General features: G+C 64.6%; 24 protein-coding genes, 1 tRNA gene and 1 pseudogene. 16 read left to right on the forward strand and 10 right to left on the reverse strand.

The window, feature by feature from the left end; translation table 11 throughout:
- Nucleotides 1-137 precede the first annotated feature (137 nt).
- Together G4O04_05245 and G4O04_05250 are read left to right on the forward strand one after the other, a co-directional pair.
- Entirely contained in the window at nt 138-821 is a 684-nt protein-coding gene (locus tag G4O04_05245; protein HEY57926.1) for a response regulator transcription factor, read from the forward strand.
- Nucleotides 818-2,224: a HAMP domain-containing protein gene (locus G4O04_05250; protein HEY57927.1), complete on the forward strand. Its 1,407-nt coding sequence runs from the start codon at nt 818-820 to the stop codon at nt 2,222-2,224. The genes G4O04_05245 and G4O04_05250 overlap by 4 nt, the downstream gene beginning before the upstream one ends.
- Before the next feature lie 5 nt (nt 2,225-2,229).
- On the opposite strand, the gene G4O04_05255 is transcribed toward G4O04_05250, so the two are convergent.
- On the reverse strand, nt 2,230-2,967 hold the full coding sequence (locus G4O04_05255; GenBank protein HEY57928.1) for a lytic transglycosylase domain-containing protein: 738 nt from the start codon (nt 2,965-2,967) through the stop codon (nt 2,230-2,232).
- Nucleotides 2,948-3,550: a hypothetical protein gene (locus G4O04_05260; GenBank protein ID HEY57929.1), complete on the reverse strand. Its 603-nt coding sequence runs from the start codon at nt 3,548-3,550 to the stop codon at nt 2,948-2,950. The genes G4O04_05255 and G4O04_05260 overlap by 20 nt, the downstream gene beginning before the upstream one ends.
- 170 nt (nt 3,551-3,720) lie before the next feature.
- Here G4O04_05260 and G4O04_05265 point away from each other — a divergent pair, with 170 nt between their 5' ends.
- The 10 genes and pseudogenes from G4O04_05265 to G4O04_05310 all read left to right on the forward strand — a co-directional run bounded on the left by G4O04_05265 (nt 3,721) and on the right by G4O04_05310 (nt 13,780).
- The gene (locus G4O04_05265; GenBank protein HEY57930.1) at nt 3,721-4,413 is read left to right on the forward strand and encodes an NUDIX hydrolase; all 693 of its coding nucleotides are present in this window, start codon (nt 3,721-3,723) and stop codon (nt 4,411-4,413) included.
- Between the two features lie 180 nt (nt 4,414-4,593).
- Nucleotides 4,594-5,252: pseudogene (locus tag G4O04_05270) on the forward strand (DUF190 domain-containing protein).
- The gene (locus G4O04_05275; GenBank protein HEY57931.1) at nt 5,249-5,389 is read left to right on the forward strand and encodes a hypothetical protein; all 141 of its coding nucleotides are present in this window, start codon (nt 5,249-5,251) and stop codon (nt 5,387-5,389) included. Before G4O04_05270 ends, G4O04_05275 begins: the two are co-directional and overlap by 4 nt.
- The gene (locus G4O04_05280; protein ID HEY57932.1) at nt 5,376-5,705 is read left to right on the forward strand and encodes a CBS domain-containing protein; all 330 of its coding nucleotides are present in this window, start codon (nt 5,376-5,378) and stop codon (nt 5,703-5,705) included. Before G4O04_05275 ends, G4O04_05280 begins: the two co-directional genes overlap by 14 nt.
- A 58-nt stretch (nt 5,706-5,763) precedes the next feature.
- On the forward strand, nt 5,764-6,045 hold the full coding sequence (locus G4O04_05285) for a 30S ribosomal protein S20 (protein ID HEY57933.1): 282 nt from the start codon (nt 5,764-5,766) through the stop codon (nt 6,043-6,045).
- Nucleotides 6,046-6,133: 88 nt separating this feature from the next.
- A complete protein-coding gene (argS, locus tag G4O04_05290; protein ID HEY57934.1) occupies nt 6,134-7,912 on the forward strand; it encodes an arginine--tRNA ligase in 1,779 nt (592 codons plus the stop codon).
- Nucleotides 7,913-8,056: 144 nt separating this feature from the next.
- Complete coding sequence (locus tag G4O04_05295) at nt 8,057-9,379, forward strand: GTPase (protein HEY57935.1); 1,323 nt, start codon at nt 8,057-8,059, stop codon at nt 9,377-9,379.
- Nucleotides 9,380-9,646: 267 nt separating this feature from the next.
- Nucleotides 9,647-11,014, forward strand: a complete 1,368-nt coding sequence (locus G4O04_05300; protein ID HEY57936.1) for a dipeptidase — start codon at nt 9,647-9,649, stop codon at nt 11,012-11,014.
- 350 nt (nt 11,015-11,364) lie between these two features.
- Nucleotides 11,365-12,489 carry an ABC transporter ATP-binding protein gene (locus tag G4O04_05305; GenBank protein HEY57937.1) on the forward strand — a complete coding sequence of 375 codons (1,125 nt, stop codon included), beginning with the start codon at nt 11,365-11,367 and terminating at the stop codon, nt 12,487-12,489.
- A 73-nt stretch (nt 12,490-12,562) separates the two neighbouring features.
- A complete protein-coding gene (locus G4O04_05310) occupies nt 12,563-13,780 on the forward strand; it encodes a 2,3-bisphosphoglycerate-independent phosphoglycerate mutase (GenBank protein ID HEY57938.1) in 1,218 nt (405 codons plus the stop codon).
- Nucleotides 13,781-13,906: 126 nt separating this feature from the next.
- Here the strand turns inward: G4O04_05310 and G4O04_05315 are convergent, their stop codons facing one another.
- The 3 genes from G4O04_05315 to alaS form a co-directional block, all read right to left on the reverse strand.
- A complete protein-coding gene (locus G4O04_05315; protein ID HEY57939.1) occupies nt 13,907-14,755 on the reverse strand; it encodes an MFS transporter in 849 nt (282 codons plus the stop codon).
- Entirely contained in the window at nt 14,659-15,108 is a 450-nt protein-coding gene (locus tag G4O04_05320; GenBank protein ID HEY57940.1) for an MFS transporter, read from the reverse strand. Before G4O04_05320 ends, G4O04_05315 begins: the two co-directional genes overlap by 97 nt.
- 121 nt (nt 15,109-15,229) lie before the next feature.
- Entirely contained in the window at nt 15,230-17,944 is a 2,715-nt protein-coding gene (alaS, locus tag G4O04_05325; protein HEY57941.1) for an alanine--tRNA ligase, read from the reverse strand.
- An 87-nt stretch (nt 17,945-18,031) separates the two neighbouring features.
- Here alaS and G4O04_05330 point away from each other — a divergent pair.
- The 4 genes from G4O04_05330 to G4O04_05345 all read left to right on the forward strand — a co-directional run bounded on the left by G4O04_05330 (nt 18,032) and on the right by G4O04_05345 (nt 21,386).
- Nucleotides 18,032-18,114 (forward strand) — tRNA-Leu (locus tag G4O04_05330).
- 103 nt (nt 18,115-18,217) lie between these two features.
- A complete protein-coding gene (gene tig, locus G4O04_05335; protein ID HEY57942.1) occupies nt 18,218-19,720 on the forward strand; it encodes a trigger factor in 1,503 nt (500 codons plus the stop codon).
- A gap of 16 nt (nt 19,721-19,736) precedes the next feature.
- The gene (locus G4O04_05340; protein HEY57943.1) at nt 19,737-20,342 is read left to right on the forward strand and encodes an ATP-dependent Clp protease proteolytic subunit; all 606 of its coding nucleotides are present in this window, start codon (nt 19,737-19,739) and stop codon (nt 20,340-20,342) included.
- Nucleotides 20,343-20,477: 135 nt separating this feature from the next.
- Nucleotides 20,478-21,386, forward strand: coding sequence for a hypothetical protein (locus tag G4O04_05345; GenBank protein HEY57944.1), 909 nt, complete (start codon nt 20,478-20,480; stop codon nt 21,384-21,386).
- An 83-nt stretch (nt 21,387-21,469) separates the two neighbouring features.
- Here G4O04_05345 and tal read toward each other — a convergent pair whose 3' ends face one another.
- The 5 genes from tal to G4O04_05370 form a co-directional block, all read right to left on the reverse strand.
- Nucleotides 21,470-22,588, reverse strand: a complete 1,119-nt coding sequence (gene tal, locus G4O04_05350; protein ID HEY57945.1) for a transaldolase — start codon at nt 22,586-22,588, stop codon at nt 21,470-21,472.
- A gap of 560 nt (nt 22,589-23,148) precedes the next feature.
- Nucleotides 23,149-23,601, reverse strand: a complete 453-nt coding sequence (rpiB, locus tag G4O04_05355; protein ID HEY57946.1) for a ribose 5-phosphate isomerase B — start codon at nt 23,599-23,601, stop codon at nt 23,149-23,151.
- Nucleotides 23,602-23,647: 46 nt separating this feature from the next.
- Nucleotides 23,648-24,214 carry a hypothetical protein gene (locus G4O04_05360; protein HEY57947.1) on the reverse strand — a complete coding sequence of 189 codons (567 nt, stop codon included), beginning with the start codon at nt 24,212-24,214 and terminating at the stop codon, nt 23,648-23,650.
- A 75-nt stretch (nt 24,215-24,289) separates the two neighbouring features.
- The gene (locus G4O04_05365; protein ID HEY57948.1) at nt 24,290-26,302 is read right to left on the reverse strand and encodes a DUF2207 domain-containing protein; all 2,013 of its coding nucleotides are present in this window, start codon (nt 26,300-26,302) and stop codon (nt 24,290-24,292) included.
- A 43-nt stretch (nt 26,303-26,345) separates the two neighbouring features.
- Nucleotides 26,346-26,808: transketolase (locus G4O04_05370; GenBank protein HEY57949.1), on the reverse strand; the 463-nt coding region annotated here is incomplete at its 5' end.

A 26,808-nucleotide genomic window follows, 5' to 3' on the forward strand; every position in this document is an offset into this window, starting at 1 on the left:
CCAGAGTGGCAAGATGGCAAGAGGTATTCTTCCTTTTTCGGTTTGGCACTCCATCTCAAGGTTTGTTATACTGGACAGGACCAACGGTTCTACCCTGAGCCACAGGTAGCAGACACCTGGCGCACTCTGGAGGCCCTATGAGCGTTCGCATCCTTTTAATTGAAGACGATGAAGGCATCGTCCGCTTTCTGCGGCGGGCGTTGAGTTACGAAGGGTACACGGTGAATGTGGCCACTGACGGCGAAACCGGTCTGGAAATGGCCCTCCAAACCCTGCCGGATCTGGTCATTCTGGACTGGATGCTGCCGGGGATGGACGGGCTGGAGGTTCTACGGCGTCTGCGGGCCCACGGCCAATGGCCCGTGTTAATGCTCACCGCCAAAGATGCGATCCAGGATCGGGTGGAAGGGCTGGACATGGGGGCCGACGACTACCTCACCAAGCCCTTCAACCTGGATGAACTGCTGGCCCGCATCCGCGCCCTGCTGCGCCGCACGCAGACCAGCGAAGCCCCCGAGGTGCTCCGCTTTGCCGACCTGGAACTGGACACCGGTACCCGTCAGGCCCGCCGCGGCGACCGCATCATCGACCTCAGCGCCCGGGAGTATGAACTGCTCGAATTGTTCATGAAGCATCCCCGCCAGGTACTTACACGCCCCCAAATCTACAGCGAAGTCTGGGGACACGACTTCAGCGGCGAAAGCAATATCCTGGAAGTCTATATCCGCTACCTGCGGCGCAAACTGGAAGCCGGAGGCGAACCCCGCCTGTTGCACACCGTGCGGGGTGTGGGGTATGTGCTGCGCGAAGAGACCCCATGAGCCTGCAAACCCGCCTGACGCTGCTCTACACCTCCCTCATCGGTGGTATGCTGCTGCTGTTTGGGGCGTCGGTGTACGCCCTGCTGAGTGTGTTGCTGGTGCGCCAGGTGGACGCCACCCTCCTCCAGACGGCCCAGGACCTCATCGCCAGCATCCAGGTCAGCGCCGTGGGGGATGTCAAAGCGCTCAGCCTGCCCAACCTGGATTTCACCGCCAATGTCTTCGTCCAGGTGTGGAGCCCCACAGGGAAACTCCAGCAAAGTTCGCCCAACCTGGGCGCCATCACCACACCCCTGGACCCGGTGGGGTTGCGCCAGGGGCATCCCACCCTACGCCAGACCCGCATCGGTCAGACCCGCCTGCGCGTGCTCACCGTACCGCTGGAACTCAGCGGACGCCCCGTGGCCGTGCTGCAGGTGGCCGCCCTGCTCACCAGCGTGGATCAAGCCCGCCGGGTGTTGGTCACCGCCCTGGCAACAGCCCTGCTGCTCACCGTGGGCCTGGCCCTGCTCATCGGGGGATGGGCCATCCGCCGCGAATTGGCCCCCCTGGAGGAAGCCACCCGCATCGCGCAAACCATCACCGAAACCGGCAACCCCTCTCGGCGTATTCCCCTTCCCCGGCGCCACGAAGGTGACGAAATCGGGGCCCTCATCCATGCCTTCAACGACACTCTGACCCGCTTGGAGCACCAGTTCGCCGTGCAACGCCGCTTTCTGGCCGATGTAAGCCACGAACTGCGCACACCGCTCACCGTGATCAAAGGCAATGTCCAACTGATGCGCCGCTTTGGCAAAGCGGACCCCGAAGCCCTGCAAAGCATCGAGCAGGAGGCCGACCGCCTCACCCGCCTGGTGGAAGAACTCCTCTTCCTGGTCCAGGCCGAAAGCGGCCACCTCCCCCTCCAGCGGAAGCTCGTCCCCCTGGAGGAACTGGTGCTCGAAGTGGCCCAGGAGGTGCGCGTGCTGGCCCGCGAAAAGCCGCACCTGCGCCTGCTGGTGAAGCCGCTGGAACCGGCCACCGTGTGCGGCGACCGCGACCGGCTGAAGCAGATGCTCCTCAACCTGCTGAGCAACGCGCTCAAGTACACGCCCGACGGCGGTGAGGTGCGGGTGGGGCTCTTCCCTAAGGAAGACGAAGCCCTCCTGGAGGTCCAGGACACCGGGCTGGGCATTCCCCCCGAAGATATCCCCTATCTCTTCGAGCGTTTTTACCGCGCTGACCGCGCCCGGCAACGCTCCAAAGGGTTCGGGCTGGGGTTGTCCATCACCTATTGGATTGTGCAAAACCACCAGGGGACCATTGAAGTGACTTCTCAACCCGGCAAAGGCGCCCTGTTTACCGTGCGGCTCCCGCTGCTTGCCGAGGGTCAACCCTGCAACGGAGAAGGAAACGCCACCTGAGAGGGCTACGGCAGGCCCAGGCGGCGGTGTGCCCGCTGGCACAACGAAGCCCCACCCGCCGCCAGCCAACGCGCTAAGGTGGGGCTAGTGGATTTCCCCGCCTGGGCGTCGGCGTAAATGCCTACGCCCCAACCCACATAGCGTTGCGTCTCGGCCGGCCAGTACGCCATAGGCCAGGTCAGGACCCCAGGGCCGCCGTTGTACATGGCCAATGCCAAACGCACATCGCCCTGGGCGCGTTGCAGCGCCTGGCGCAAATAGGTCAGTCCCCGGCGGGCGTTGGTATCGGGCTGAAAGGGGTCCTCATGGGGGCGAAAGTGGAAGGGCATCACCTGGAACAACCCCCGGGCACCGGAGCGGGAGAGGGCTTGCGGGTCACCGCAGGACTCAATCTGCATCACCGTGGCGATGAGATTGGGGTCCAAACCGTAGTCCTCGCTCCAGCGGCGAATTAGAGGAGCCCAGTACTGCACCTCGGGGGTGAAAAACGGTGCCAGCCGTGCTGCGGCCTCCGCCGCGCCCTGGGGCTGAGGCGCCACCTGGGCCTGTTGCGGTGGCTTAGGGGTCGCCGCGGCCTGAGTGGGCCACTGCACGGCGCTCACCAGTGCCGTCCCCAGGGCCACCAGCACCAGCCCCAGCAGCGGGATGAGGAAGCCCAGCAAACATCCCTGGGGGCCGGCGGTGCCTTGCACCCCCTCAGGCGCAGCCTCCACCTCGGGCCAGTCAAAACCGCCGGACGCCATGGGAGGACGCCTGCATCCCCACGGGATGGTAAGTCGGTTCGGCCCGGACGCTGGTCGCCCGGCCCATCCTTGCGGCAGCGGCGGCCCGGGCGCGAGGCGCGGGATTCGGGCGAGGCCCTACGGTGAACAACCGCTCCCCCGCCAGGGAGAAGGTACCGATGAGCAACACACGGATGAGCCACACGAGAAGGGCGACAAAAACCGGCACCACCTTGAGCAAGGTTTCGCGGCTGAGGATGGCGTTCCCCAGGGCTTCATGGCTCAGTACGGCCACAGAAACGCCCCACCAGGTGAGCATGGCGTTCATCGTGGCGGCCAGCATCCAGGCGCCAAACAGGTACCATACCTCGGCCGGATCATCACGCCCCTGCTGCGGCGTGAACAAACGCGCGATACCGGCAAAGTCGATGCCGCAGAAGGCAATGGCCAGAATCGTCGCCCAACGCAGCCCTAAAAACCGCAAATTGCCCAACAAATCCCGCAGGGCGAAATCGGTGGTGCTGTAGTTGAACATCTCGAAAAAGAACAGGGCTATCAGCAAAAGCCCGCCCAACAACCACCCCCGTTGCCAGGGAAAAGACACCCTGAAACGAACCTTTTGCGCCGCCATTGCCAACCTCCCGGTGAGAAAGGGAAAAGGGGTTGCCTGGGTCTCGATTATAGAACACATGTTCTTTTTCGTCAAGTTTTCCCGGCTTGACCGCATCCCACAATGAAAGTATAGTAAGAGCGCCTTAGAGGAGGAGGCTTGCCATGGATGCCAAGCCTTATCGTTATCCCTATCCGCGCCCCATGGTGACCGTGGATGTCGTCGTCTTCACCGTGCGGGAAGAACGTCTGCAAGTGCTGTTGGTGCAACGCAAAAGGCCCCCCTTTGCCGGCCAATGGGCCCTTCCCGGCGGGTTCATCGGCATGGACGAATCGCTGGAAGAGGCCGCCCTGCGCGAGTTAGCCGAGGAGACGGGCGTCACGCAGGCCTACCTGGAGCAACTTTACACCTACGGCGACCCCCACCGCGACCCCCGTGGCCGGGCGATCACCGTGGCCTACTTCGCCCTCATCCCCGCGGGTAGGCCTATCGGCGCCGAGGGGGGCGACGACGCCTCCCAGGCGCGCTGGTTCCCCACCGACGACCTGCCCCCGCTGGCTTTCGACCACGCCGAGATCATCGCTTACGCGGTGCGCCGTCTGCGATACAAACTGGAGTACACGGCGGTGGGCTTTGAACTGCTCCCCGAAGAGTTCACCCTCAGCGAATTGCAACGGGTCTACGAAATCATCCTGGGGGAAAAACTGGACAAGCGCAACTTCCGTCGTCGCATCCTGCAGGCGGACATCATCGAAGCCACCCCGCACTTTCGCATCGGCGAAGGGCGCCCGGCCCGGCTGTACCGCTACCGCTCCGACGCAGTGGCGGAGGTCAAGGCCCGGCGCCTGTTCCCCTGAACTTCTGCGTCCCCCTACCACATTCTGGTAGGGCTTTTTGCATGCTCTCCCCTCGCCGCACCTCACCCTGGGAGCAAGCCATGAGCAACTACCTCGCCGTGGCCCTGGGCGCCATCTTGGGGGGCCACCGCCCGCTACGCTATGGAATGAAACCGCAGCCTCTTCACCAGGAGACCCCCGATGAGTTATCGCCCCTTCCCCCTGGAAGCCCAACACCTCACCGCCTACTTCGGTGAAAGCGACCGCTGGCAGGGCAAGCCCCTTTACCTGGCCCTGCTGGAGACCCTCAAAGCCCATGGCCTGGCCGGAGGCACCGTTACCTGCGGGGTGGCCGGTTTCGGCGCCCATTCGATCATCCACACCGCCGCCATTTTGCGCCTGTCCACCGACCTCCCTCTGCGCCTGGAAGTGTGGACACTCCCGAACGCATTGTCCAGGCGGTGGACCTCATCCGCCCCATGCTGCGCGAAGGATTGCTCACCGTGGAAACCGTCCAGGTGGTGGCCTACACCCATCGCAACCTGCATCCCCATGAGCGCGCCCCCCATCAGCGCCCAGGCCGACGAACCTCTGGGACGCGCCGTCCAGCCCATGGTCCAAGGAGGGACTCAAGCGGCTGCCCATGGTGGACCGCCAGAGCCCACTGGTGGGGATGCTCTCCCACGTGGATGTGCTGCGCATCTCGGCCAAGAGGAGGATATGACGGCGCACCGATGCTCTCCCACGTGGATGTGCTGCGCACTGTGGGCCCCCTGATCGGCCCCCTGAGCACGCCGCCGCGAGCCCCATCTCATAGACACCGCCCGAAGACATCCTCACCCCGGACTTCCCCACGGTGACGCCGCACGACGGCCTGGCGACCGTGGGGGATGCGCTGCTCGCCCACCGGGCCCGCCGGGTCGTCGTGGTGGCCGCCCAGGGGCGGCCACTGGGCCTGATCACCGACGCCGATCTTCTGGCCCGTGTGGCTCCCTAAGGCTCGCCCCGGCCTGCTGGACGCCCTGCTCCACCGGCGTTGTTCCCCAACCCAGGGGCTGACAGCCCGCGACTTGATGTCGCCCGGCGTGCTCACCGCCTCGGCCGAGGCCACCCTGGGCGAGGCCCTGGCCCAAATACTGGCCGCCAACCGCAGGTGGCTGGTGGTAGTGGACGCAGAAGGCCGGGCCCTGGGCCTGCTCCACCGCCAGCGGGCCCTGAGCGTGCTCCTGCCTCCATGGCCAGAGGCCACCAGGGCCAGTGACCTTTCCGCTACCGACTTCAGCGGACCTTCCTTTACAAAACCCCGGCTCTGAAGTAAAATGGGCAACCGTTGGGAAGTTTGTGAACGAATTTTGGTTTGGAGGGAGTACCTTGCCGCACACGAAGTCTGCACTCAAACGCATGCGCCAAAATGAGAAGCGCCGCCTGCGCAACCGCTGGTTCCGGGGCCGGGCCCGCACCTTCATCAAGAAGGCTCGCAAGGCCATGGCCGCGGGCGACCTGGAAGCCGCCCGCCAGTACACCCACATGGCCATCAAGGCCTTGGACAAGGCGGCCGAAAAGGGCATTCTGCATAAGAACACGGTGGCGCGCTACAAGAGCCGTCTCACCAAGCGCCTCAACGCCCTGGAAGCCCAGCAACAGGGCGCGTAGACCCGCATGGGCGGGTCGTGAGGAAAGGGTCACGGGAGCCTGCAGGGGCAGGGCTCCCGTTTTCCTGCTTGCACGAAAGCGAGGGGCTATGTTTGCGCAAGAGCAACGCACCATCGAAGAGCGCATCCGCGCCTTTCTGCGCCAGCAGGGCGTGCCAGAGCCGGACACTTTCCCCTGGGCGCCGCTGAACTTGGCCAAGGGTACCTGGGGCATCTCCATCAACTTTTTTCAACTGGCAGCCGACGAGGCGCGTAGCGGGCGGCTCAAAGGGGTGCCCGTGCCGCAGCGAGCGGCCCAACTGGCCCAGGCCGTGGCCGAACACTTAGACGATCTGCCCGGCTTCGCCAAAATCGAGGCGGTCAAAGGCTACCTCAACTTCTACTTTGACCCCGCCGTGTACAGCCGCCGGGTGTTGGACACCGTGCTCGAGCAGGGCGACCGCTTCGGCCAGGGCGAGCCCAAGGGCCAGCGGGTCATGGTGGAGTTCTCCCAGCCCAACACCCACAAGGCCTTCCATGTGGGCCACCTGCGCAATGTCATCTTGGGCGAGGCCGTTTGCCGCATCTTAGAGACCGCCGGGTACGAGGTAGTGCGGGCCAACTACATCGGCGATATCGGCCTACATGTGATCAAATGGCTGTGGAACTACATGAAGTACCACGCGGGCGAAGAGCCGCCCGCCGAAGACAAAACCCGCTGGATGGGTGACCTCTACGCTGAAGCCACCCGTCGGCTGGACGAACACCCTGAACTGGAAGCCGAGGTGCGCGCCCTCTTCGCTCGCTGGGACGCCCGCGAGCCCGAAGTAGTGGCCCTGTGGGAGAAGACCCGCCAGTGGTCCCTGGAAGGCTTCGAGCAGATCTACCGCCTGCTGGATGTGCACTTCGACCGGGTGTACTTCGAGAGCGAGGTAGAAGAGCCGGGCAAGGAACTGGTGGAGCGCATGATCGAGATAGGCATCGCCACCGACGAGCGCCCTGAGGGGCCGGTGGTGGTCCACCTCGACCAGTTGCTGGGCCTGGAGAAGGAAACCTACCGCTCCTATGTGGTGCTGCGCTCCGACGGCACCTCCCTTTACGCCACCAAAGACCTACCCTTGGCCATCCTCAAGTTTCAGGAGTACCCCGACCTGGCGCAGAGCATCTATGTCATCGATGTGCGCCAGTCGCTGTACCTCAAGCAAATCTTCAAGACCCTGGAACTCATGGGCTACGAATGGGCTGACCGGCTCCACCACCTGGCCTACGAAATCGTCAACCTGCCGGGCAATGTGACCATGTCCTCCCGCGAGGGCACGGTGGTGCTGCTGGACGACCTGGTGCGCGAGGCCCGGGCGCGCGCCCGCGCTGTGGTGGAAGAAAAGAACCCCCACCTGGACGAAACCCTGAAGGGCAAGGTGGCCTTCGCCGTGGCCATGGGCGCCATCAAGTACCCCATGCTGGCCCGGGAGAACACGAAAATTGTCACCTTCGACTGGGAACAGGCCCTGGACTTCGAAGGCGTGGCCGCGCCCTACATCCAGTACGCCCATGTGCGGGCCAACTCCATCCTTCGCAAGGCGAACTTCGCCGTGCCCGAAGGGCTCACGCCGAGCCACGACCTGCATCCCACCGAGGTGGAGTTGATCTCGCGGATCGCGGCGCTGCCGGGCGCGGTGCAGCGGGCCGCCGAGGAGTACAAGCCCCTGCACATCGCCAACCTGGCCTACGAAATGGCCCGCGCCTTCAACGACTTTTACAACCAGTGCCCGGTGCTCACCGCCGAGCCAGCAGTGCGTGACTTCCGTTTGCGTCTGGTGGCTGCGGCCAGGCAAGCCATCGCCAACGCCTTGCGTTTGCTGGCGATTCCCGCCCCCGAAGTGATGTGAACCCCACGGCCCCCGTTTTCGGGGGCTATCTGTTGTGCTCTCTCCCACCCCCGCCCTTCTTCCCGCCTTAGTCAGGGAGGGGAGGGATTGGCATTGAACCCCCATGGGGGTTCCGTTTTAATCCCCAAATCCACGGAGGAAAACATGGCTCCAGTTCATGTTCTCATCATGGGCGCTGCCGGGCGTGATTTCCACAACTTCAATGTGTTCTTCCGCGACAATCCGGATTACGAAGTGGTGGCGTTCACGGCGACCCAGATCCCCAATATCGAAGGCCGTGTATATCCCGCCGAACTGGCCGGCGCACGCTACCCGAAGGGCATCCCCATTTACCCCGAAAGCGAACTTCCCCGGCTCATCCGTGACCTCAAAGTGGACCAGGTGGTCTTCGCTTACAGCGATGTGTCCCACGAATATGTGATGCACAAGGCCTCGCAAGTCATCGCCGCCGGGGCCGACTTCCGTCTGATGGGGTTGCACAGCACCCAGTTGAAGAGCAGCAAGCCCGTGGTCTCCATCGGCGCGGTGCGCACCGGCTGCGGCAAAAGCCAGACCACCCGCCGCGTCTCCCTCATCCTGCGTGATATGGGGTACAAGGTGGCCGTCATCCGCCACCCCATGCCCTATGGAGATCTGGTCAAACAGCGGGTTCAGCGCTTCGCCACCTACGAGGACCTGGACAAACACGAGTGCACCATCGAGGAGCGCGAGGAGTACGAACCCCACCTGGACAACGGGATGATCGTCTTCGCCGGAGTAGATTACGAAGCCATCCTGCGCCAGGCCGAGCAGGACGCCGACATCATCCTCTGGGACGGCGGGAACAACGACCTCCCCTTCTATGTGAGCGATTTCCACATTGTGGTGGCCGACCCGCATCGGTCCGGTCATGAGATGAAGTATCATCCCGGCGAGGCCAACGCGCGCATGGCCGATGTGTTCGTCATCAACAAAGTGGACACGGCCGAGCCCGACGCCGTGCTCGCCGTGCGGGAGAATCTGCACGCCCTGAACCCCGAGGCGCTGATCATCGAGGCGGCCTCGCCCATCTTCGTGGACGACCCGGCCGCCATCCGCGGCAAGCGGGTGCTGGTAGTGGAAGACGGTCCCACCCTGACCCACGGCGAGATGGCCTACGGCGCGGGCTGGGTGGCGGCCAAACGCTTCGGCGCGGCCGAAATCGTGGACCCGCGGCCCTACGCCGTGGGCTCCATCCGCGAGACCTATGCCAAGTACCCCAACACAGGGGCGGTGCTCCCGGCGATGGGCTACGGCAAGGAGCAAAGGCACGAGTTGGAAGAGACTATCAACCGCGCCGAGGCCGACCTGGTCATCGTGGGCACCCCCATCGATTTAGGCCGCCTGCTCAAACTGAACAAGCCTTACCAGCGGGTACGCTACGAGTTGCAGGAAATCGGCGTACCCACCCTGGAGGACCTGCTGCGCGAAAAGTTCGGCCAGGCGTAGCAGGGGCTCCCCGCGCGGCGTGACCGAAACCGCCCGATGCTCCCGGCGTCGGGCGGTTTTTTCTTACGATGTGGGGTGCCATCGTTGCGCCGTGGGTGGTTTCGCACCCGGTCCTTTGCGCCTCCGCGGTCCCCCGTGCCTTCCGCATCATCCGCGGTCCATGTTCGCGGCATACACAGGTCCGCCATCCGGTGGTAAGATTATCTCTGGCGGCCTGGAACAAACTAGAGCCGCTATCCCATTGACTCACCCCTATGAGGAGGAACGATGTCCCGCGAACAAGCCTTAGCCTACCTCGAGCAGCACGCCGAGCGTTTCCTAGCCGAACTGGAATCTTTCCTGCGCATCCCCTCCATTTCCACCCTGCCGGAGCACAAAGCCGACATGGAGCGGACGGCCAACTGGGTGGCCGAGAACCTGCGGGCCATCGGCGCGGAAAACGTGCAGGTGTTCCCCACTGCTGGGCACCCGGTGGTGTACGGCGAACTGCGCGCCGTGCAGCCCAACGCGCCCACGGTGTTGGTCTACGGTCACTACGATGTGCAGCCCGCCGAGCCGCTGGAGGCCTGGCATTCGCCGCCTTTCGAGCCCACAGTGCGGGGGGAACGCCTCTACGCCCGCGGCGCGACGGACATGAAAGGCCAAGTCATAGCCTCCCTCAAGGCCGCCGAGGCAGCCATGCACGGCGGCCTACCCATCAACCTGAAATTCCTCATTGAGGGCGAGGAAGAGGTTGGTTCGCCCAACTTGGCCCCCTTCATCGCCGGGCACAAAGACCTGCTGGCCTGCGACTTCTGCCTCAACCCCGACGCCGGGATGATCGCGCCGGATTTGCCCACCATCACCTACGCCTTGCGCGGGCTGGCCTACTTTGAGTTGCGGGTCTACGGCCCCAAGCAGGACCTGCACTCCGGCATCTACGGCGGCGTGGTGCACAACCCGGCCCAGGCCTTAGCCGAACTCATCGCCGGCATGCACGACGAACAGGGCCGCGTGACCCTGCCCGGCTTTTACGACAAAGTGCGCCCACTGGATGACGAAGAACGGGCCGAATTGGCCCGCCTGCCCATGGACGAGGCCTTCTACTTAGCACAGACGGGGGCGCCCGCCCTGTGGGGCGAGGCCGGCTACACCCCTGTGGAGCGGGTCGGTGCCCGGCCCACTTTGGAGGTCAACGGCTTGTACAGCGGCTTCATCGGCGAGGGGGCCAAGACGGTGCTCCCGGCTTACGCCATGGCCAAGATTTCCTGCCGCCTGGTGCCCGACCAGGACCCCGACGAAGTGGCCGCCCAGATGCGGGCCTACTTGGAGCAGCACGCCCCACCCACCATCCGCTGGGAGTTGGAGGTGATGCACGGCGGCCCGGCCTCCATTACCGACCGCAAATCGCCCTGGGTGCAAGCGCTGGCCCAGGCCATGGAGCAGGTGTGGGGCGTGCGACCGGCCTACAAACGCGAAGGGGGCAGCATCCCCGTGGTGGCGCAGATTCAGGAAATTTTGGGCAAGGACTCTGTGCTCACTGGTTTTGGCCTGCCCGATGGTAACCTCCACGCCCCCAACGAAAACCTCCACCTGCCTACCTGGCGCAAAGGGATCATGGCCCTGGTGCACTTCTTCTATAACCTGGCCGACTAAGCCCGGGTTATGCCCGTTTGAGGATGCGAAGCGCCTAAGCGCCTGCTTTCTACCCCAACCTCACCAATCTGGGCTATAATAGTCAGGACTGGCGCTGAGACTCGGATGCGCATAAGGCACAGCAAAAGCCCCGTGTCATGGCGAGGCCCCAAAGGGGCCGTAGCCATCCTCCCGGCTGGCAGGCGAAAGGGCTTGTAGAGCACAAACCTTGGCCCTGGGGATGACTTCCCCTGAGAGCGAAAGCCCCCAAGGGGCGCGGCGGCCAGGGCATGGCGCACCTGCCATCGGATGGCGTCCTTCCTCCACCGTGTTCAAACCGCGGGCGAATTTTTTCACACAAGGAGCGACTTATGGCCAGCGTGACCTATGACCATGTGACCAAACGCTTTGGGGAAGTCGTGGCCCTCAATGATCTCACCCTCCAGATCAACGACAAAGAGTTTCTGGTTCTGGTCGGCCCCTCGGGATGCGGGAAGACCACGGCTCTACGCTGCCTGGCCGGGCTGGAGGAAGTCACCGAAGGGCGCATCTTGATCGACGGCCAGGTGGTCAACGATGTGCCGCCCAAAGACCGCGACATCGCCATGGTCTTCCAGTCCTACGCCCTCTACCCCCACATGACCGTGTTCGACAACATGGCTTTCGGCCTCAAACTGCGCAAGGTGCCCAAAGATGAAATCAAGCGCCGCGTGTACGAGGCCGCGGAAATCCTGGACATCGTCCACCTGCTGGACCGCAAGCCGCGTCAACTCTCCGGTGGCCAACGCCAGCGGGTCGCCGTGGGACGGGCCATTGTGCGCAACCCCAAGGTGTTCCTCTTTGACGAACCCCTCTCCAACCTGGACGCCAAACTGCGCGTACAAACCCGGGCGGAACTCTCCAAACTCCACAAGCGCCTCCAAACCACCTTCATCTATGTGACCCACGACCAGGTCGAGGCTATGACCATGGCCGACCGCATCGCCGTGATGCACCAGGGCGTGTTACAACAGGTGGACACGCCGCAGAACCTCTACGATCATCCGGCCAACATGTTCGTGGCGGGCTTCATTGGGTCGCCGGCGATGAACTTCTTCCGCGGCACGTTGCGGCAAAGCGAAGGGCATTTCTATGTGGACACAGGCGCCTTCTCCGTCCAGGTGCCTGACGAGCGCAAGGAAGCCTACCAGAGTTATCTCAACCGCTCCGTGATCCTGGGGGTACGGCCAGAGCACATCCACGACCCCAAATACGCCCCGCCGGGCATCTTGGGGCAGCCTGTCGAGGGCAGGGTGGAAGTCACCGAATTGATGGGCAACGAAATTTTCGTTTACCTGCACGCCGGAGATTACTCCTTCATCGCCCGTGTGGATCCCCGCTCCACCTACCGCATGGGCGAAAAAGGCCAGGTGGTTTTCGACATGAGTCAGATGCATCTCTTCGATCCGGAGACAGAAAAAGCCATCCCTTTCCAACGAGTCGCCCAACCGGCGTAACCTAGCCCGCTGATCGCCTCGCCCCGGGGCATCTCTCCCCCGGGGGTTTTTCACGCCCGCCAAGGAGGTGAACATGCCTGCGAAATATCTGAAACCCCTGTTACAACCCAACGGCAGCAAAATCGTCCTGCTGGTCCTGGACGGGCTGGGGGGGCTCCCCTTGCGTCCCGGCGGCGTCACCGAACTGGAATACGCCCACACCCCCCATCTGGACCGTTTGGCCGTCGAGGGGACTTTGGGGCAAACCATCCCGATTGCGCCGGGCATTATCCCCGGTTCGGGGCCGGCCCACCTGGCCCTCTTTGGCTACGATCCGCTCCACCACCCCGTGGGCCGCGGCGTGCTCTCGGCGTTGGGTGTGGGCCTTGATGTCCGGCCCGGCGATGTGGCCGCCCGCGGCAACTTCTGCACCCTGGATGCTGACGGGAACATCGTGGACCGCCGCGCCGGGCGCATCCCCAGCGAAGAGGCCGCCCCCTTAATGGAACGCCTGGCCCAAATCACCCTCCCCGGGGTCGAGGTCACCGTCAAACAAGTCAAGGAGTACCGCTTCGTCATCCGTCTGCGGGGCGACGGCCTCTCCCCCGCCCTGGCCGACACCGACCCCCAACGCACGGGCGTGCCCCCTCTACCCGTCCGTCCCACCGAGGACACCCCAGAAGCGAAACGCACCGCCGACCTGCTCAACCAGTGGCTTGCCAGGGCTCGCGAAGTCCTGGCCGACCACCCCAGGGCCAACGGCGTCACCCTGCGCGGCTTCGCCACCAACCCTCAACTGCCCGATTTCGGAGCCGCTTATGGCCTCAAGCCGGCCTGCGTGGCCGTGTATCCCATGTATCGCGGCGTGGCCAAACTGGTCGGCATGGAGGTCATCACCGACCTGGAAGGCGATACCCCGGCCGATGAATTCCGCACCGTGGCCCGCTACTGGGACGATTACGACTTCTTCTTCGTGCACATCAAGAAGACCGACTCGAAGGGCGAGGACGGCGACTTCAAGGGCAAGGCCCATGTCATCGAGCAGGTGGATCAGGCGCTCCCCCTGCTGCTCGACCTCAAACCTGATGTGCTCATCGTGACCGGCGACCACTCCACCCCGGCCAAGTGGCGCAGCCACTCCTGGCATCCGGTGCCCACCCTGCTCTGGGCGCCCCTCACCGCCCGGCCGGACGCCCAAACCGAATACGGCGAGACGGCCTGCGCCCAGGGCGGCCTGGGCACCTTCCTGGCCAAGGAGATCATGCCCTTAGCCCTGGCCCATGCCGGGAGGCTGACCAAGTTCGGGGCGTAAGGCCCCTCCCCAGGCAAAAAGGCCATCCCCGCCGGGATGGCCTTTTTCCTTTCCCGACCGCGCCGGTTGTGGGGCCCTGGACGGTGAGCGACTTGCGCACCCTCCCTCAGGGGGAAGCCGCGAGGCTCAATCGGAGAGCGAAACCGGTAAGGTCACTTTCCAGGTCCGGCGATCCTGCCACAAGAACACCGCTGCCGCAGCCAACCCCAACACCAGCGCCGCCATCCAAGGCGAGGCGGGGTGAACGCGGTCGCTCAGCCAGCCGCCCACGGGCGTGACCAGCCCCGAAGCCAGGTTCCACACCAGACCCAGGGCCGCCATGTAGCGCCCCCGACGGTCGGGCGGCGCCAGGTTGGCCACATAGGCCGACGCCGTGGGCACCAGCAGCATTTCCCCCAAAGTGACCATCACCATGCTCAGCCAAAAGTGCCCAAAGGTGCGCCCCAGGGCCATGCTCCCGATGCCCAGGCCGTACAGAGTGGCCCCGGCGGCCATCACCCGCAAACTGGAAAACCGCTCCACTCGCCGGGTGACGGCAAATTGAAACAGCACCACCAAGGTTGCGTTGGTGGTGGCCAGCCAGCCAAACCGGCTTTCGGGGATGCCGAAGCGGGTCTTGAGATACAGGCTGAGGAAAATCCACATCAACGCGGCGGCCATCACCGCCAACAGGTAGGCCAGGAGTATCCCCCGCAAGGCGTGGTCGGCGGCCACCTGAAGATACTCCAGCGCCGCGCGGCGCACGGCGTCCCAGGCCAGGCGCCCCTGCCCGGGCAGGGTTTCGCGGGCGGCGAACAGGAGCAGCAAGGCGTAGATGACGAAGCCCCCGGCCGCTGCGTAGAACGCCAGGCGATACGACGCCGCCGCCAGAAAGCCCCCTATCGCCGGGCCCACAGCCACGCCCAGGTTGTTGGCCATGCGCAACAGAGCGTAGGCTTCGGGGCGGCGCTCGGGGGTGACCAGATCGGCCAGCATGGCGTCGCCGCCCACGCGATAGAGAGGCGAGAACAACCCCCACAGCGCCATGAGGAGCGCAAAGGCCCACCAGGAGGCGGCCCACCCCAGCGCCAGATACACGCCCCTGCCCCCAGCAGGCTGATGACCAACACCCCCTTGCGCCCCCAGGTATCCACTACCGGCCCGGCTAGCAAAGCGGCCAGCAGCCCCATGACCGCGTTGATGGTAAACAGGCTGCCCACCTGGGCCAACGGAGCGTTCAGGCGCTCAGAGGCGTAAATCAGCAAATATGGCCAGAGCATGCTGGCCCCTAAGGTGGCCAGCAGCATCCCGACGAACATGAGCCAGAATTGAGGCGGGTAGTTGCGCATGGTGGTGGATTGGTTGACTGGTTACTTGGTGGCGTTGGGAAGAGCGGCCTGGGGCAGGCAGGCAAAAACCCCGGCCAGGCGCTCCGCCCACCGGGGTCATTCTTGTTGGAGGGATGAGGGGCTACAGTCGCTCGGCCACCCAGTCGGGGATCGCCGCCAGGGCTTCGTCCAGGCGGGCGGGGTCTTTGCCCCCAGCCTGGGCCAGGGTAGGCTTGCCGCCGCCCCCGCCACCGACGAACCGGGCCACAAAGCGCGCCAGTTCGTCGGCCCGCAGGCCGCGCTTCACCAGATCGGCGCTGACCGCCGTCACGATGAGCGGTCGGCCGCCTTTGGCCGAGGCCAGCACGGCCACGCCGGTGGGATGCTTCTGGCGGAAGCGGTCGGCCATGCGACGCAGGGTGTCGGCGTCGGCCTGGGGCAGCAAGGCGGTGAGCACGGGCACGCCCTTTACCTGGGGCGGGTTGCTCAGATGCGCCTCGAAGGCTCCGGCCGCCAGCCGATCCCGCAGGGAGGCGGCCTCTTTGCGGGCCGCGGCCAATTCCTCTTGCAGCGCCTCCACCCTGGAGGGCACCTGTTCCACCGGCGCTTTCAGGCGCTCGGCGGCCTCGTCCAGCAGGTCCAGGCGGTGGCGGGCGAAGGCGTAGGCCCCGCGCCCGGTCACGGCCTCGATGCGGCGCACATTGGCCGCGGCGCTGCTCTCGCTGACGATGAAGAAAGCGCCGATGTCGGCGGTGCGGCTGAGGTGCGTGCCGCCGCACAGTTCGCGGGAGATGGGCTCCTCGCCGCCGATGGTGATGGTGCGCACCACCTCGCCGTACTTCTCGCCGAAGAGAGCCACGGCCCCCTCGGCAAAGGCTTCTTCCCGCTTCTTGTAGGTGGCCGTCACTGGGTAGTCGGCGGCGATGGCGTCGTTGACCCACTGCTCGATGCGACGCAACTGCTCGCGGGTCAGCGGCTCGGGATGGTTGAAGTCGAAGCGCAGGCGGTCAGGGGCCACTAAGGAGCCCGCCTGGGTGGCGTGCTCGCCCAGGATGCTGCGCAAGGCGGCGTGCAGCAGGTGGGTGGCCGTGTGGTTGCGCATGATGTCCTTGCGCCGGGCGGCGTCCACGGCAGCGATGGCCCGGTCGCCCACCCTGGGCTCACCCCGGACCACCTCGCCGATGTGGACGATAAGCCCGGCCACCGGGCGACGGGTGTCGGTGACCCGGACCTCCCAGCGCGGCTCGGCCACCGAGACAATGGTGCCGGTGTCGGACACCTGACCGCCGGACTCCACATAAAAGGCGGTCTCGGGCAGCACCACGGCCACCGTGTCGCCGGGCGCGGCTTTTTCCACCGGGCGGCGGTCCTTCACCAGGGCCAGCACCTCGCCCTCGGTTTCCAGCCCGCCGTAGGGGTCGTGTTTCACCCCTTTGGTTGGCAGTTTCCCATGAGCCTGGAGTTCGGCCAACAAGTTCCGGTAAAGGTGCACATCCTCTTCCATCAGCGGGCCAAAAGCCTTGCCCTTGCCCGAAGCCAGGCGGTGTTCCTCCATGGCGCGGTGGAAACCGGCATCGTCCACCTCCAGGCCCTGCTCCCGGGCCACATCGCGGGTGATTTCCATGGGCAGGCCATAGGTGGCGTAGAGGCGGAAGGCGCTCTCGCCGTCGAGGACGCGCTGGCCTTGCGCTTTGAGGTCGCGCAACAGGCCCTCGAGATGGGCCAAACCGCTTTCCACGGTGCGGGCGAAGCGTTCCTCTTCGCGGGTGATGGTGTTGAGGATGACCTCGCGTCGCTCGACCACCACCGGATAGACCTGACCAAACCGCTCGATGACCGTCGCGGCCACCTGGGCTATGAAGGGCCGGGTGAAGCCGATTTTGGCCCCGAAGCGGGCCGCGCGGCGGATGATCATGCGGCAGACATAGTTGCGGCCCTCGTTGCCCGGCACCACGCCGTCGCCGATGAGGAAGGTGGCCGCGCGGGTGTGGTCGGCCACCACGCGGTAGGCCACCAGGTGCTCGGCCCGCTGGGCGGCGGTGTGGCCGGCCAGTTGCTGGATGCGGTCCATGATGGGGGTGAACAGGTCGGTGTCATAGGAATTGTCCACCCCCTGCAGGATCATGGTGATCCGTTCGAGGCCCATGCCGGTATCCACGCCCGTGGCGGGGAGGGGGGTACGGGTGCCGTCCGGGGCCTGGTTGAACTGCATGAAGACCAGGTTCCAGATTTCCAAAAACCGGTCTTCAGGGTTGTCGTCCAGATGGCGAACAAGGTCCTCCCCCTGGGGCTGGCCGCGTTCGGGGAAAAAGTCGTAGTGGATTTCCGAGGTGGGGCCGCAGGGGCCGACATCGGCCATCTGCCAGAAGTTGGTCTTGTCGCCCATACGGGCCACCCGTTCCGGGGGCACGCCCACCTCATCCACCCAGATCTGGAAGGCTTCGTCGTCGGAGTGGTGGACGGTGAAATACAGGCGCTCGGGGTCGAGGCTGTACACTTCGGTGAGCAGTTCGTAGGCCCAGGTGATGGCCTCGCGCTTGAAATAGTCGCCGAAGGAGAAGTTGCCCAGCATCTCGAAAAAGGTGTGATGGCGGGGGCTGGGGCCGACATTTTCCAGGTCGTTATGCTTGCCCGAGACGCGCATACAACGCTGCACCGTGGTGGCGCGGGTGTAGGGGCGCTTGTCCAGGCCAAGGAACACATCCTTGAACTGAACCATCCCGGCGTTGGTGAAGAGCAGCGTCTGGTCGCCGCCGGGCACCAAGGAAGAGGAGGGCACGATGGTATGCCCCTTGGATTCGAAGAACTTGAGGAAGGTCGCGCGGATTTGGTCGCCAGTGAGTTTGCCTTTGGCCATGGGGAACCTCGGAGTTGAGATGGGGTGAGAAAGAATGTCCAAATTATACCCCAAGCCCTCCGGAGGGATGGTATAATTGCCCCGCAAGGGCATGTGGCGGAAGTGGCAGACGCGCCAGACTTAGGATCTGGTGCCGCTGAGGCGTGTGGGTTCAAGTCCCACCATGCCCATCCTGGGCAGGCCCGGCTTGTGTCGGCCGGGCGCCTGTTTGTGTTAACGAAGCGTGATATAATGGCCGCGCTATCCAAATCATCTTACCAGCGAGGGAGAGCCTTGAAAGTCACAACGGAAATTCGCGAAGACCATCAGGCGCATTTGACGCTGACCTTTGAGGCCAGCGAATTCGAGCGCGCCAAGCGCCGCGCGGCGCGAACCCTTAGCCGCAAAGTCAAGATTCCCGGCTTCCGCCCTGGCAAGGCGCCCTACGAGGTGGTGGTGCGCTATCTCGGCGAGGCCGAGGTCATTGAGGAAGCCGTGGACGCGTTGCTTCAGGAATACTACCTCAAGGCCCTGGACGAAGTCAGCCTCACCCCTTACGCCCCCGGTGAACTGGAAGAGGTGATCTTGGAAGGGACCCCCGTGATCAAGGTGCGGGTGCCCCTGGCGCCCGAGGTGGAGTTGGGCAATTTCGAGGACTTGCGCCTGCCCTACGAGCCCGAGCCGGTCACCGAGGAAGAAGTGGACCAGGCACTGGAAAGCCTACGCGAGATGCACGCGGTTATCGAGCCGGTGGACCGCCCAGTGAAGATAGGCGACTTGGTGTACATCACCATCCGTGGACAGGGTCAGCGCCCTCCCAAGGAAGGCGAGGAAGAACCCGAGGAGATTACCCTTCCCGCGCGGCAGTTGCCCCTGGTGGTTCACAGCGAACCCCAGGAGAACGAATGGCCCTATCCCGGCTTCTCCCAGGAACTGGTCGGGCTGAGCAAGGGCGACGAAAAAGAGGTCACCTACACCTACCCCGAAGACCACGAGCAAGACGAGGCATTGCAGGGTGCCACGATGATCTTTACCTTCGCCGTGGACGAGGTCAAGTCCCGCATCCTCCCCGAACTGAACGACGCGTTCGCACAGACGGTGAACAGCGAATACGAAACCATAGAAGACCTGCGCAAGGCCGTGCGAGAGTCCTTAGAGAATGAAAAGAAATCCCGCTACGATGAGGAATACGCCGCCAAAGCCATCAAAGCCCTGCTGGAAGAGGCCACGGTGAAGTATCCGCCCAAGATGGTGGAGGACGAACTGGACTTTCTGCTCAACGACCTGCGTGGTCAATTGGCCCGCCAGGGGATGAGCCTGGAAATGTACCTCAAGATGCGGGAGATGGACGAGGCGGCCTTGCGTGACGAGATGCGAGAAGAGGCCGAGCAGCGCGTGCGCGAGCGCCTGGTGGCCGAAAAACTGGGCGAACTCTGGCAAGTCGAGCCTTCCGAGGAAGAAGTCATGACCATGGCCCAGCAGCGCTGGCTGGAGATCGCCATGGGCATGGAGGAGAAACAGGCCCGCCAACTGGCCAAAGACAACGACTTCGTCCGCCGGTTAATCAGCAGCGTGGCGTATGACATCACCCTGGGACGGACGGTGGAGCGCCTGATGGCCCTGGCAAAAGGCGAGTTGGAAAACGAGGAGGCCAACGCCGAGGAAACCGAGTCCACCCCCGAAGGGGAAGACGCACCCCAAGAAACGGCCTCTTCCCCCGAGGGCCCGGAGTCCGGGAAAGCACCCCAGGGCCAAGACGAGCCCCCGGCTTCCGATGCCAGCGAATCCAAAGATTGACACCCCGGAGGTGGGTATGTTCAACCCCCAAGCCGTGATCCCCATGGTCATCGAGCAGACAGGGCGCGGTGAGCGTGCCTACGACATTTATTCCCTCTTGCTCAAGGAGCGCATCGTCTTCCTGGGTACGCCGATCAACGATCAGGTAGCCAATCTCATCGTGGCCCAGTTGCTCTTCCTCAACCGGGAAGACCCCGAAGCGCCGATTCAGATGTACATCAACTCACCGGGCGGGCAGATTTACGCCGGGCTGGCCATCTATGACACGATGCAGATGATCACCAACCCCATCAGCACCGTGGCCGTGGGCGTGACTGCCTCGTTCGGCACGGTGCTGCTGGCCGCCGGCACCAAAGGCCAGCGCTATGCCCTGCCCAACGCCACCATCCACATGCACCAGCCCCTGGGCGGCGCGCAAGGCCAGGCCACGGACATCGAGATCCAGGCCAAGGAGATCCTGCGGCTCAAAGAACGGCTGAACGAGATTTTATCGCACCACACCGAGCAGCCGCTGGATGTCATTGAGCGCGATACCGAGCGCGACTTCTACATGAGCGCCGAGGAAGCGACCAAGTATGGCCTGGTGGACAAGGTCCTCGAGCCGCCCAAGAAGTCCCAATAAAACGGCCAAGACAGGGGCAGTGAACACTGCCCCTGTGTTCTTACGGGGAGAAGGAGGCACCGCACCAAGGGGGGAAGGGGAACCCACGCCTTGAAAACGAACCCACCAGGAAGAGTAGCCACCAGAGGACAGCCCATGAACGCTTCTCCCAAAACCTTCTCGCCGCGCAGATGTTGGCCGGGCACAGGGCTGCTCACGCTGCTGCTCCTCATTGGGGTCGGCTGCACCTGGCCCGGCGTGCCGTCGCCCTCGCCCACACCAACGCCTACAACGCCCGTGCCCACGGCGTTGCCCTCGCCCACCCCCACTCTCACCCCCTCGCCGATGATTCCCTCGCCCACCACGCCCTGCCTGGCGGCGCGTCTGGTGGGCGAACCGCCCACCTACCAGGTGGTCGCGGGCGGCGAGCAAACGGTGCGCTGGCAGGTGGAAAACATGGGGGCCTGTTTTTGGTCCCCGCCGCTCACCCTGCAGCCGCTGGGCGGGAACCCCTTCGCCCCCGGAGAGGTTGCGCTGGATGGCCCCGTGACGCCAGGGAAAAGGATCACTCTGGAAATCTCTCTCACCGCGCCGGAAGAACCCGGGGACTACACGGCCCGCTGGCAGGTGGACACCGCCAGCGGGGAGAGCCTGCCGCTCACCCTGACGGCCCGTCTGCAAGTCCTCACCCCCACGGCCACGCCAGGGCTGCCGGTGTTCCGCCAAGGTCAGGTGACCCTAGGCCCCGGCAACAGCATCAACTTCGACCACGGGAGTGTGGAAGCCCAGTTCTCCGTCACCGGATTCGGCCATGTGGGCGGCAAGGTGTACTTCTACGGCCCGCTGTACTTCTGGCCCCCGGATTTCGCCGACTGCTATCACGCCCCCTACACCAACAAAAACGCCATTACCGACATCCAAGCGGTGCTGGGACGCTCTTTTTGCTATACCACCAACGAAGGCCGGGTTGGCGCCTTTCACCTGGATGCCTACTACATCGGCGACGACGGTCAGCCCCGTCTGGTGCTCACCTTCATTACCTGGGCGGCAAAGCGGAAGAAATAACGCGGGCTTATTTGGACAATCACTGCGGGGACGGCTGTAACGCCGTCCCCGCGTGGTCTGGCAAGGGCCCAAGTGGTGGGGGGTCACCCGCCATTTCCTCCGCCGCGCACCTGGTCGATGGCCTGCAACAACGCAGCGTAGGCCTGGGCGAAGGCATCCACCCCGGCGCGCTCCAACTCGTCGGTGACCTGGGCCAGATCAATCCCCAGGTTGGGCAAAGCCTCCAGGGCCGCGGCGGCTTCCTCAAGTCTGGCCTCCAGGGTGAGGCGGGGCTCCCCGTGGTCGGCAAAGGCCGCCAGGGTATGCGGTGGCACGGTGTTCACCGTGTGGGGGCCGATGAGTTCTTCCACATACTTGATGTCGGAATAGGCGGGATTCTTTGTGCTGGTGGACGCCCACAAGGGCCGCTGCACGCGGGCACCGTGGGCGGCCAGACGGGCAAAGCGCTCGCCGGAGAAGACCTCCTTGAAAGCCTGATAAGCCATCTTGGCGTTGGCCACCGCGATTTTCCCGCGCAAGGCCAGGGCCTCGGGCGTGCCGATTTCCTCCAGGCGGCGATCCACCAAAGTATCCACCCGCGAGACGAAAAAGGACGCCACCGAGACCACGGCATCCAACGGCTGCCCGGCCTCCAAGCGGCGCTCCAGGGCGGTCAGATAAGCCTCCATCACGACACGGTAGCGCTCGACCGAGAACAGCAGAGTGACATTGACATTCACCCCGGCGGCCAGGGCCTCCACAATGGCAGGCAGCCCTTCCCGGGTGCCGGGGATTTTGATCATCAGGTTAGGCCGCGCCACACGCTCCCACAAGCGCAGGGCCGCCCGGACCGTGGCCTGGGTGTCGCGCGCCAGATACGGGCTGACCTCCAGGCTGACGAAGCCATCCAGGCCATGGGTGCGGTCGTACAATGGGCGGAACAAATCGCAGGCCGCCTGAATGTCCTCCACGGCCAGGTGTTCGAAAATGGCCTCGGCGCTCAAGCCCTGGCGGGCCAAGGATTCGATGGCCGGTCGGTACACCTCCGAGCCGGTGATGGCTTTCATAAAAATTGTGGGGTTGGAGGTCACCCCACGCACCTGACCACGCTCGATACGGCGGGCCAGGGCGCCGTTCCGCAACTCGTCGCGGCGAATGTAATCCAGCCACAAGGACTGGCCCAATAGCGTGACCGCCCGCAAACGGGCATCGGGATCGAACATGCCGTCACCTCCCAGGAGGGAATGATGCTCCGATTATACCCCTTCCAGAGCCGGTTTAGCCAAAGCCGCGGCTGCCGCCTCCATCCCCGGAGCCGCCGCCACGCCTGCAGCGCGGCTCCCGGCGCTCGAAGGGTACCTCGAAGCAGAACCGGCACGGCGACAACGCTGCCCCACCCGAGGAGGGGCACTGCGGCGACGAGTCGGCCGTCTCATCAGGCGCATGCGTTGGCGCCAGGTGCCGCTCAGGCCCAACACGACCCACTCGAGGAAAGGCATCACAAACACCCCATCAACCTCATCTCGACCGGGAACCGCCAGGAGTGCTGCAAGTACCGGCGATAGGCCTCCGGGGGCCGGCATCTCACGGCCCTTGCCTATCAGGGGCGACCCAAACCCGGCCGTCCCCCATGCCCACCGCCACGGCCGGGCTCCACACCAGAGCGCCCACACCCTCGGGGGCCGCGGCCCATCGGCGCAGCACCCAAAATATTTGGCTCATGCAAACGCCTGAGTCCGATGTTGTGTTCACTTTGCCTGGGAGAACAGCAGGTTAACCCGCCCTAAGGGTTGCTTTGGCCCTCCAACACGCGCACCTTCTCCCGCCGCCGGGCGTAACGCTCGCCGAGGTCAGGCTTCGCGGCCAAAAAGGCCAGGACGATCTCCCGCGCCAGGGCCGGGCCGATGATGCGTCCGCCCATGCAGAGCACATTCATCCCATCGTGCTCCACGCCCTGGTGGGCCGAGTAGGTATCGTGGCACACCGAGGCATACGCCCCCGGCACCTTGTTGGCCGCGATGGCCATCCCCACACCAGAGCCGCACATGAGGATGCCGCGGTCGGCCTCGCCAGAGGCCACGGCCCGCGCCACCGGTTCAGCGTAATCGGGGAAGTCCACCCGTTCGGGGGAATCAGTGCCGAAGTCCAGCGCCTCATGCCCGGCCTCGCGGATAGCGGCCATCACCGTTTCTTTGAGAGGGAAGCCTCCATGGTCACAACCAACGGCTATGCGCATCGTTCGCCTCCTTGTTCGCCTCATGCTGGACACCTGCCTCCGCCCCTCAACTGGCAGGTGGCGGTTTGGGCTCCGCGCGGGTCTGCGGCGCATTCGGCGGGATGAAGATGGATACGCCGCAGTAAGGGCACTTGACAATGCCCTGGCCCACGAATTCCCGAATGCCGCCGCAGTTGGGGCACTGATTCGTGCCGATTTTGGCCGCGTCGGCCGAGTAGAAGACCATGGCGTCCCAGTCGATGTAACCGGCAAATAGCCCCAGGTTGACCAATTCGTAGATGGCGTTGGTCACCTCTTCGCGGGTCATGTGGAGTTCCAACATGACCTGGTCCAGTGGCACCTGGCCGTGGGCCTTGATCATCCCCAGCAGGCGCTCCTGCTTTTCCACCACGGCCATGGCCTTCTCCTCGGATTTGCCCTGGATGAAGAAATAGCCCCCCAAACCGCCCAACACCAAAAAGGGCAGACCGCCGAAGAGCACCAACCCCAACACGGCCCCGGGGATGGTCAGCCGGTGGGTGTAGAGCCCCGACCCCATGAACGCGCCGGTCAGCACACAAATGCCTGTCCCGGCCAGAAGGAGCAGCAAGCCGACGATTTTTCCTCGATTCATGGTTCACCTCTTGAGTGTTGCCATAACGGTTCGCGGTAAGCCGGCAATCGGGGGAGCCGGTTGTCGGACAGGGGATCATCCAAAACCGCTGCTGCCGCCACCGCCGCCGCCGCCCCTTCCGCCACCGCCGCCGGAGAAGCCCCCACCGCCGCTACCGCTACTACTGGGGGCGCTGACAAAGACGGTGGCCGCCTGATTCAACGCGCTCATCAACCCATCGCTGACCTGCGAAAGGGAAGTAAAAGCGCCCTGGGCCATCCCGTCCAGCGAGGGGGCCCCGCGCCCTGCTCCAGTGGGCATGGCGCCATGCCCCACGCGCCCCGGCACACCGCCATAGCCGTAGCCGCCGTAAGGCACCGGGGTGTACCAGCGCGGCGGCGGCACATTCAAAGGCTCGAACTGACGCACCCATTCTTTCTCCAACCCAAAGGCGATGGCGTAAGGGAAGTAGCGCTCAAAAACCTCCTTCGCCTCCTCCGGCTGCGTATAACGGCGAATGTTACGCAGATAGCGCTTGAAGGCCTGCCATTTCGCCGCCTCTTGCGCGCCCTTAAGCGTCTTGCGTGGGATGAACCAAGCCGCCACGATGAACGCCGCCTCGGCTATCATCAGGGCGATCATCAAAGCGAAAGCACCCCAAAATTGACTGCCCAGCCTCACCAGCCCACAGGCCACCGCGCTCAGAGGCAGGCCGGAGAACAGGGCGGTCAACGCTACGGTGCGCTGGCGCACTTTATCCGGCGCCCTGTCAAAGTAACCCAGGCGCACCACTTCATCGTACAAATCGCGCTGGATATCTGGGATGTGTTTGTAGAAGCGCTCCCGCAGCGAGGCCAGGCTGCGCACCCGACGCAGGTTCGCCGGCCACCCTGGGGGCGTCTCCTCTTCCCTGGTCAGTTCGGCCTCGACATCCACGCCCACGGCCTCCAGGGTCTCGGCCACCTTCTTCCCCACCCCTTGGGAAAGCGCTTCGCGCACCTGAGCCAGGGCCTCCACTTCATTGGACCGCTGCGCAAAGAGCGCCGCCAGCAAACGCCGCTCAAAGGGCCGCAGGCCGCTCCAACCGGGGTTGAGCAGCACAAAGCGCGGCCCCTCGCGTCGCGAAACCCGCCCGCTCTTGGTCAACGCCTGCTCGATGCGCAGGTATTCCCGGTTGCCCAGGTCGGCCAGGGTGGCCAGGATGTCCTGCATATCGGCCTTTTCGTCCACCAACACCCCCACCACGCCCGGGGGCACATCTGCAGGGGGACGGGGAATCACCGGGACGCGGAGCCGCACCTGGGGATCCCGCCCTTTGGTGTACCACCACAGGTAGGCCAGGGCTGGGCCGCCCAGCGCCACCACCAGGGCCAGGGCCAGCAGGCCCAGGTTGATCCACGGCTTCCACATCTCCCACTTCTGCCAGGCCGGCGGTGACGCCTGCACCACCCCATGGGGCCATTGCACGCGAATCTCCCACTCGGTCCCGCCGGGGAAAGGGCCGCCCTGAAAGACCACTTCACCTCCCCGGCGGACCTGCCCGCCGCCCATGGCCTGGCCGTTGCGATAGGTCTCGGTCAGGATTTGTTCTGCGTTGAAGGCGGCCGGCAGATGCACCACCACGGTCGCCTGTTCAATCGGGTACGCCCGGTCGGCCTCGATGAACTTCCAGAAGAACTGATCGCCGTTGTCGTGGATCCACAGCGCCCCCTTGAGGGTGTACCGCAGGATGAAGATGCGCGTGGCGTCGCTAGTAGTGGGAAAGTACCAGGTGATGCGGATCTTGTCGCTGCTGCGGTCTAGCACATAGGTTCCTGCTTCGCCGTCGCCCGGCTCATAAACCTGGCCGCCTTCTGCGACGCTCCAACCGGTGATATCCTCCACCTTGTTCAGGGGAATTTCCCGGAAGGCGTAATGGAAAGGCCCGCCGATGAAGCGGACCTCCCAGGTTTCGACCACCTGGACATCCCCATTCGCCAGGATGGTGATCTCGCCATCCCGCCGGAGGACATCCACTGACTTGGTCTGGGCGCTGACCCCCATCATCCCTACCCACCCCAACATCAGGGCCAGAACCACCCCCCAGAAGAGATTTCTGCGCCCGATCATGTTTCTACTCCTCAAAAACCATCTGGCAAACCGCCAGAAGCGCTCACGCCTCGGCCAACAGGCGCCGGGCCAGGGCCAACACACCATCTACGGTGAAATCGAACTTCTCCATGACTTCTTTCCCCGGCGCGGAGACGCCGAAGCGTTCCACCGAGAGAATCAGGCCGCGATCGCCGACCCAGCGCTCCCAGCCCTGGCGCACGCCAGCCTCCACGGCGATTCGCCGCCAGATGGCCGACGGCAGCACGCGCTCACGATAGGCCTCATCCTGGGCCAGGAACAACTCCCACGAAGGGCAGGAGACCACCCGCACGTCCACGCCTTTCTCGGCCAGCCGCTCGGCCGCGGTCACGATCAACCCCACCTCGGAGCCCGAGGCCATGAGGATCAGTTGGGGCTCACCGGGGCCCAGGTCGGCCAGCACATACGCCCCACGGGCCAGCCCGCTGGCCGGCGCGTAGCGGGTGCGGTCTAAGGTAGGCATGGCCTGACGGCTCAACACCAAC

This window comes from Anaerolineae bacterium, assembly GCA_011176535.1.
Lineage (GTDB): Bacteria > Chloroflexota > Anaerolineae > Anaerolineales > DRMV01 > DUEP01.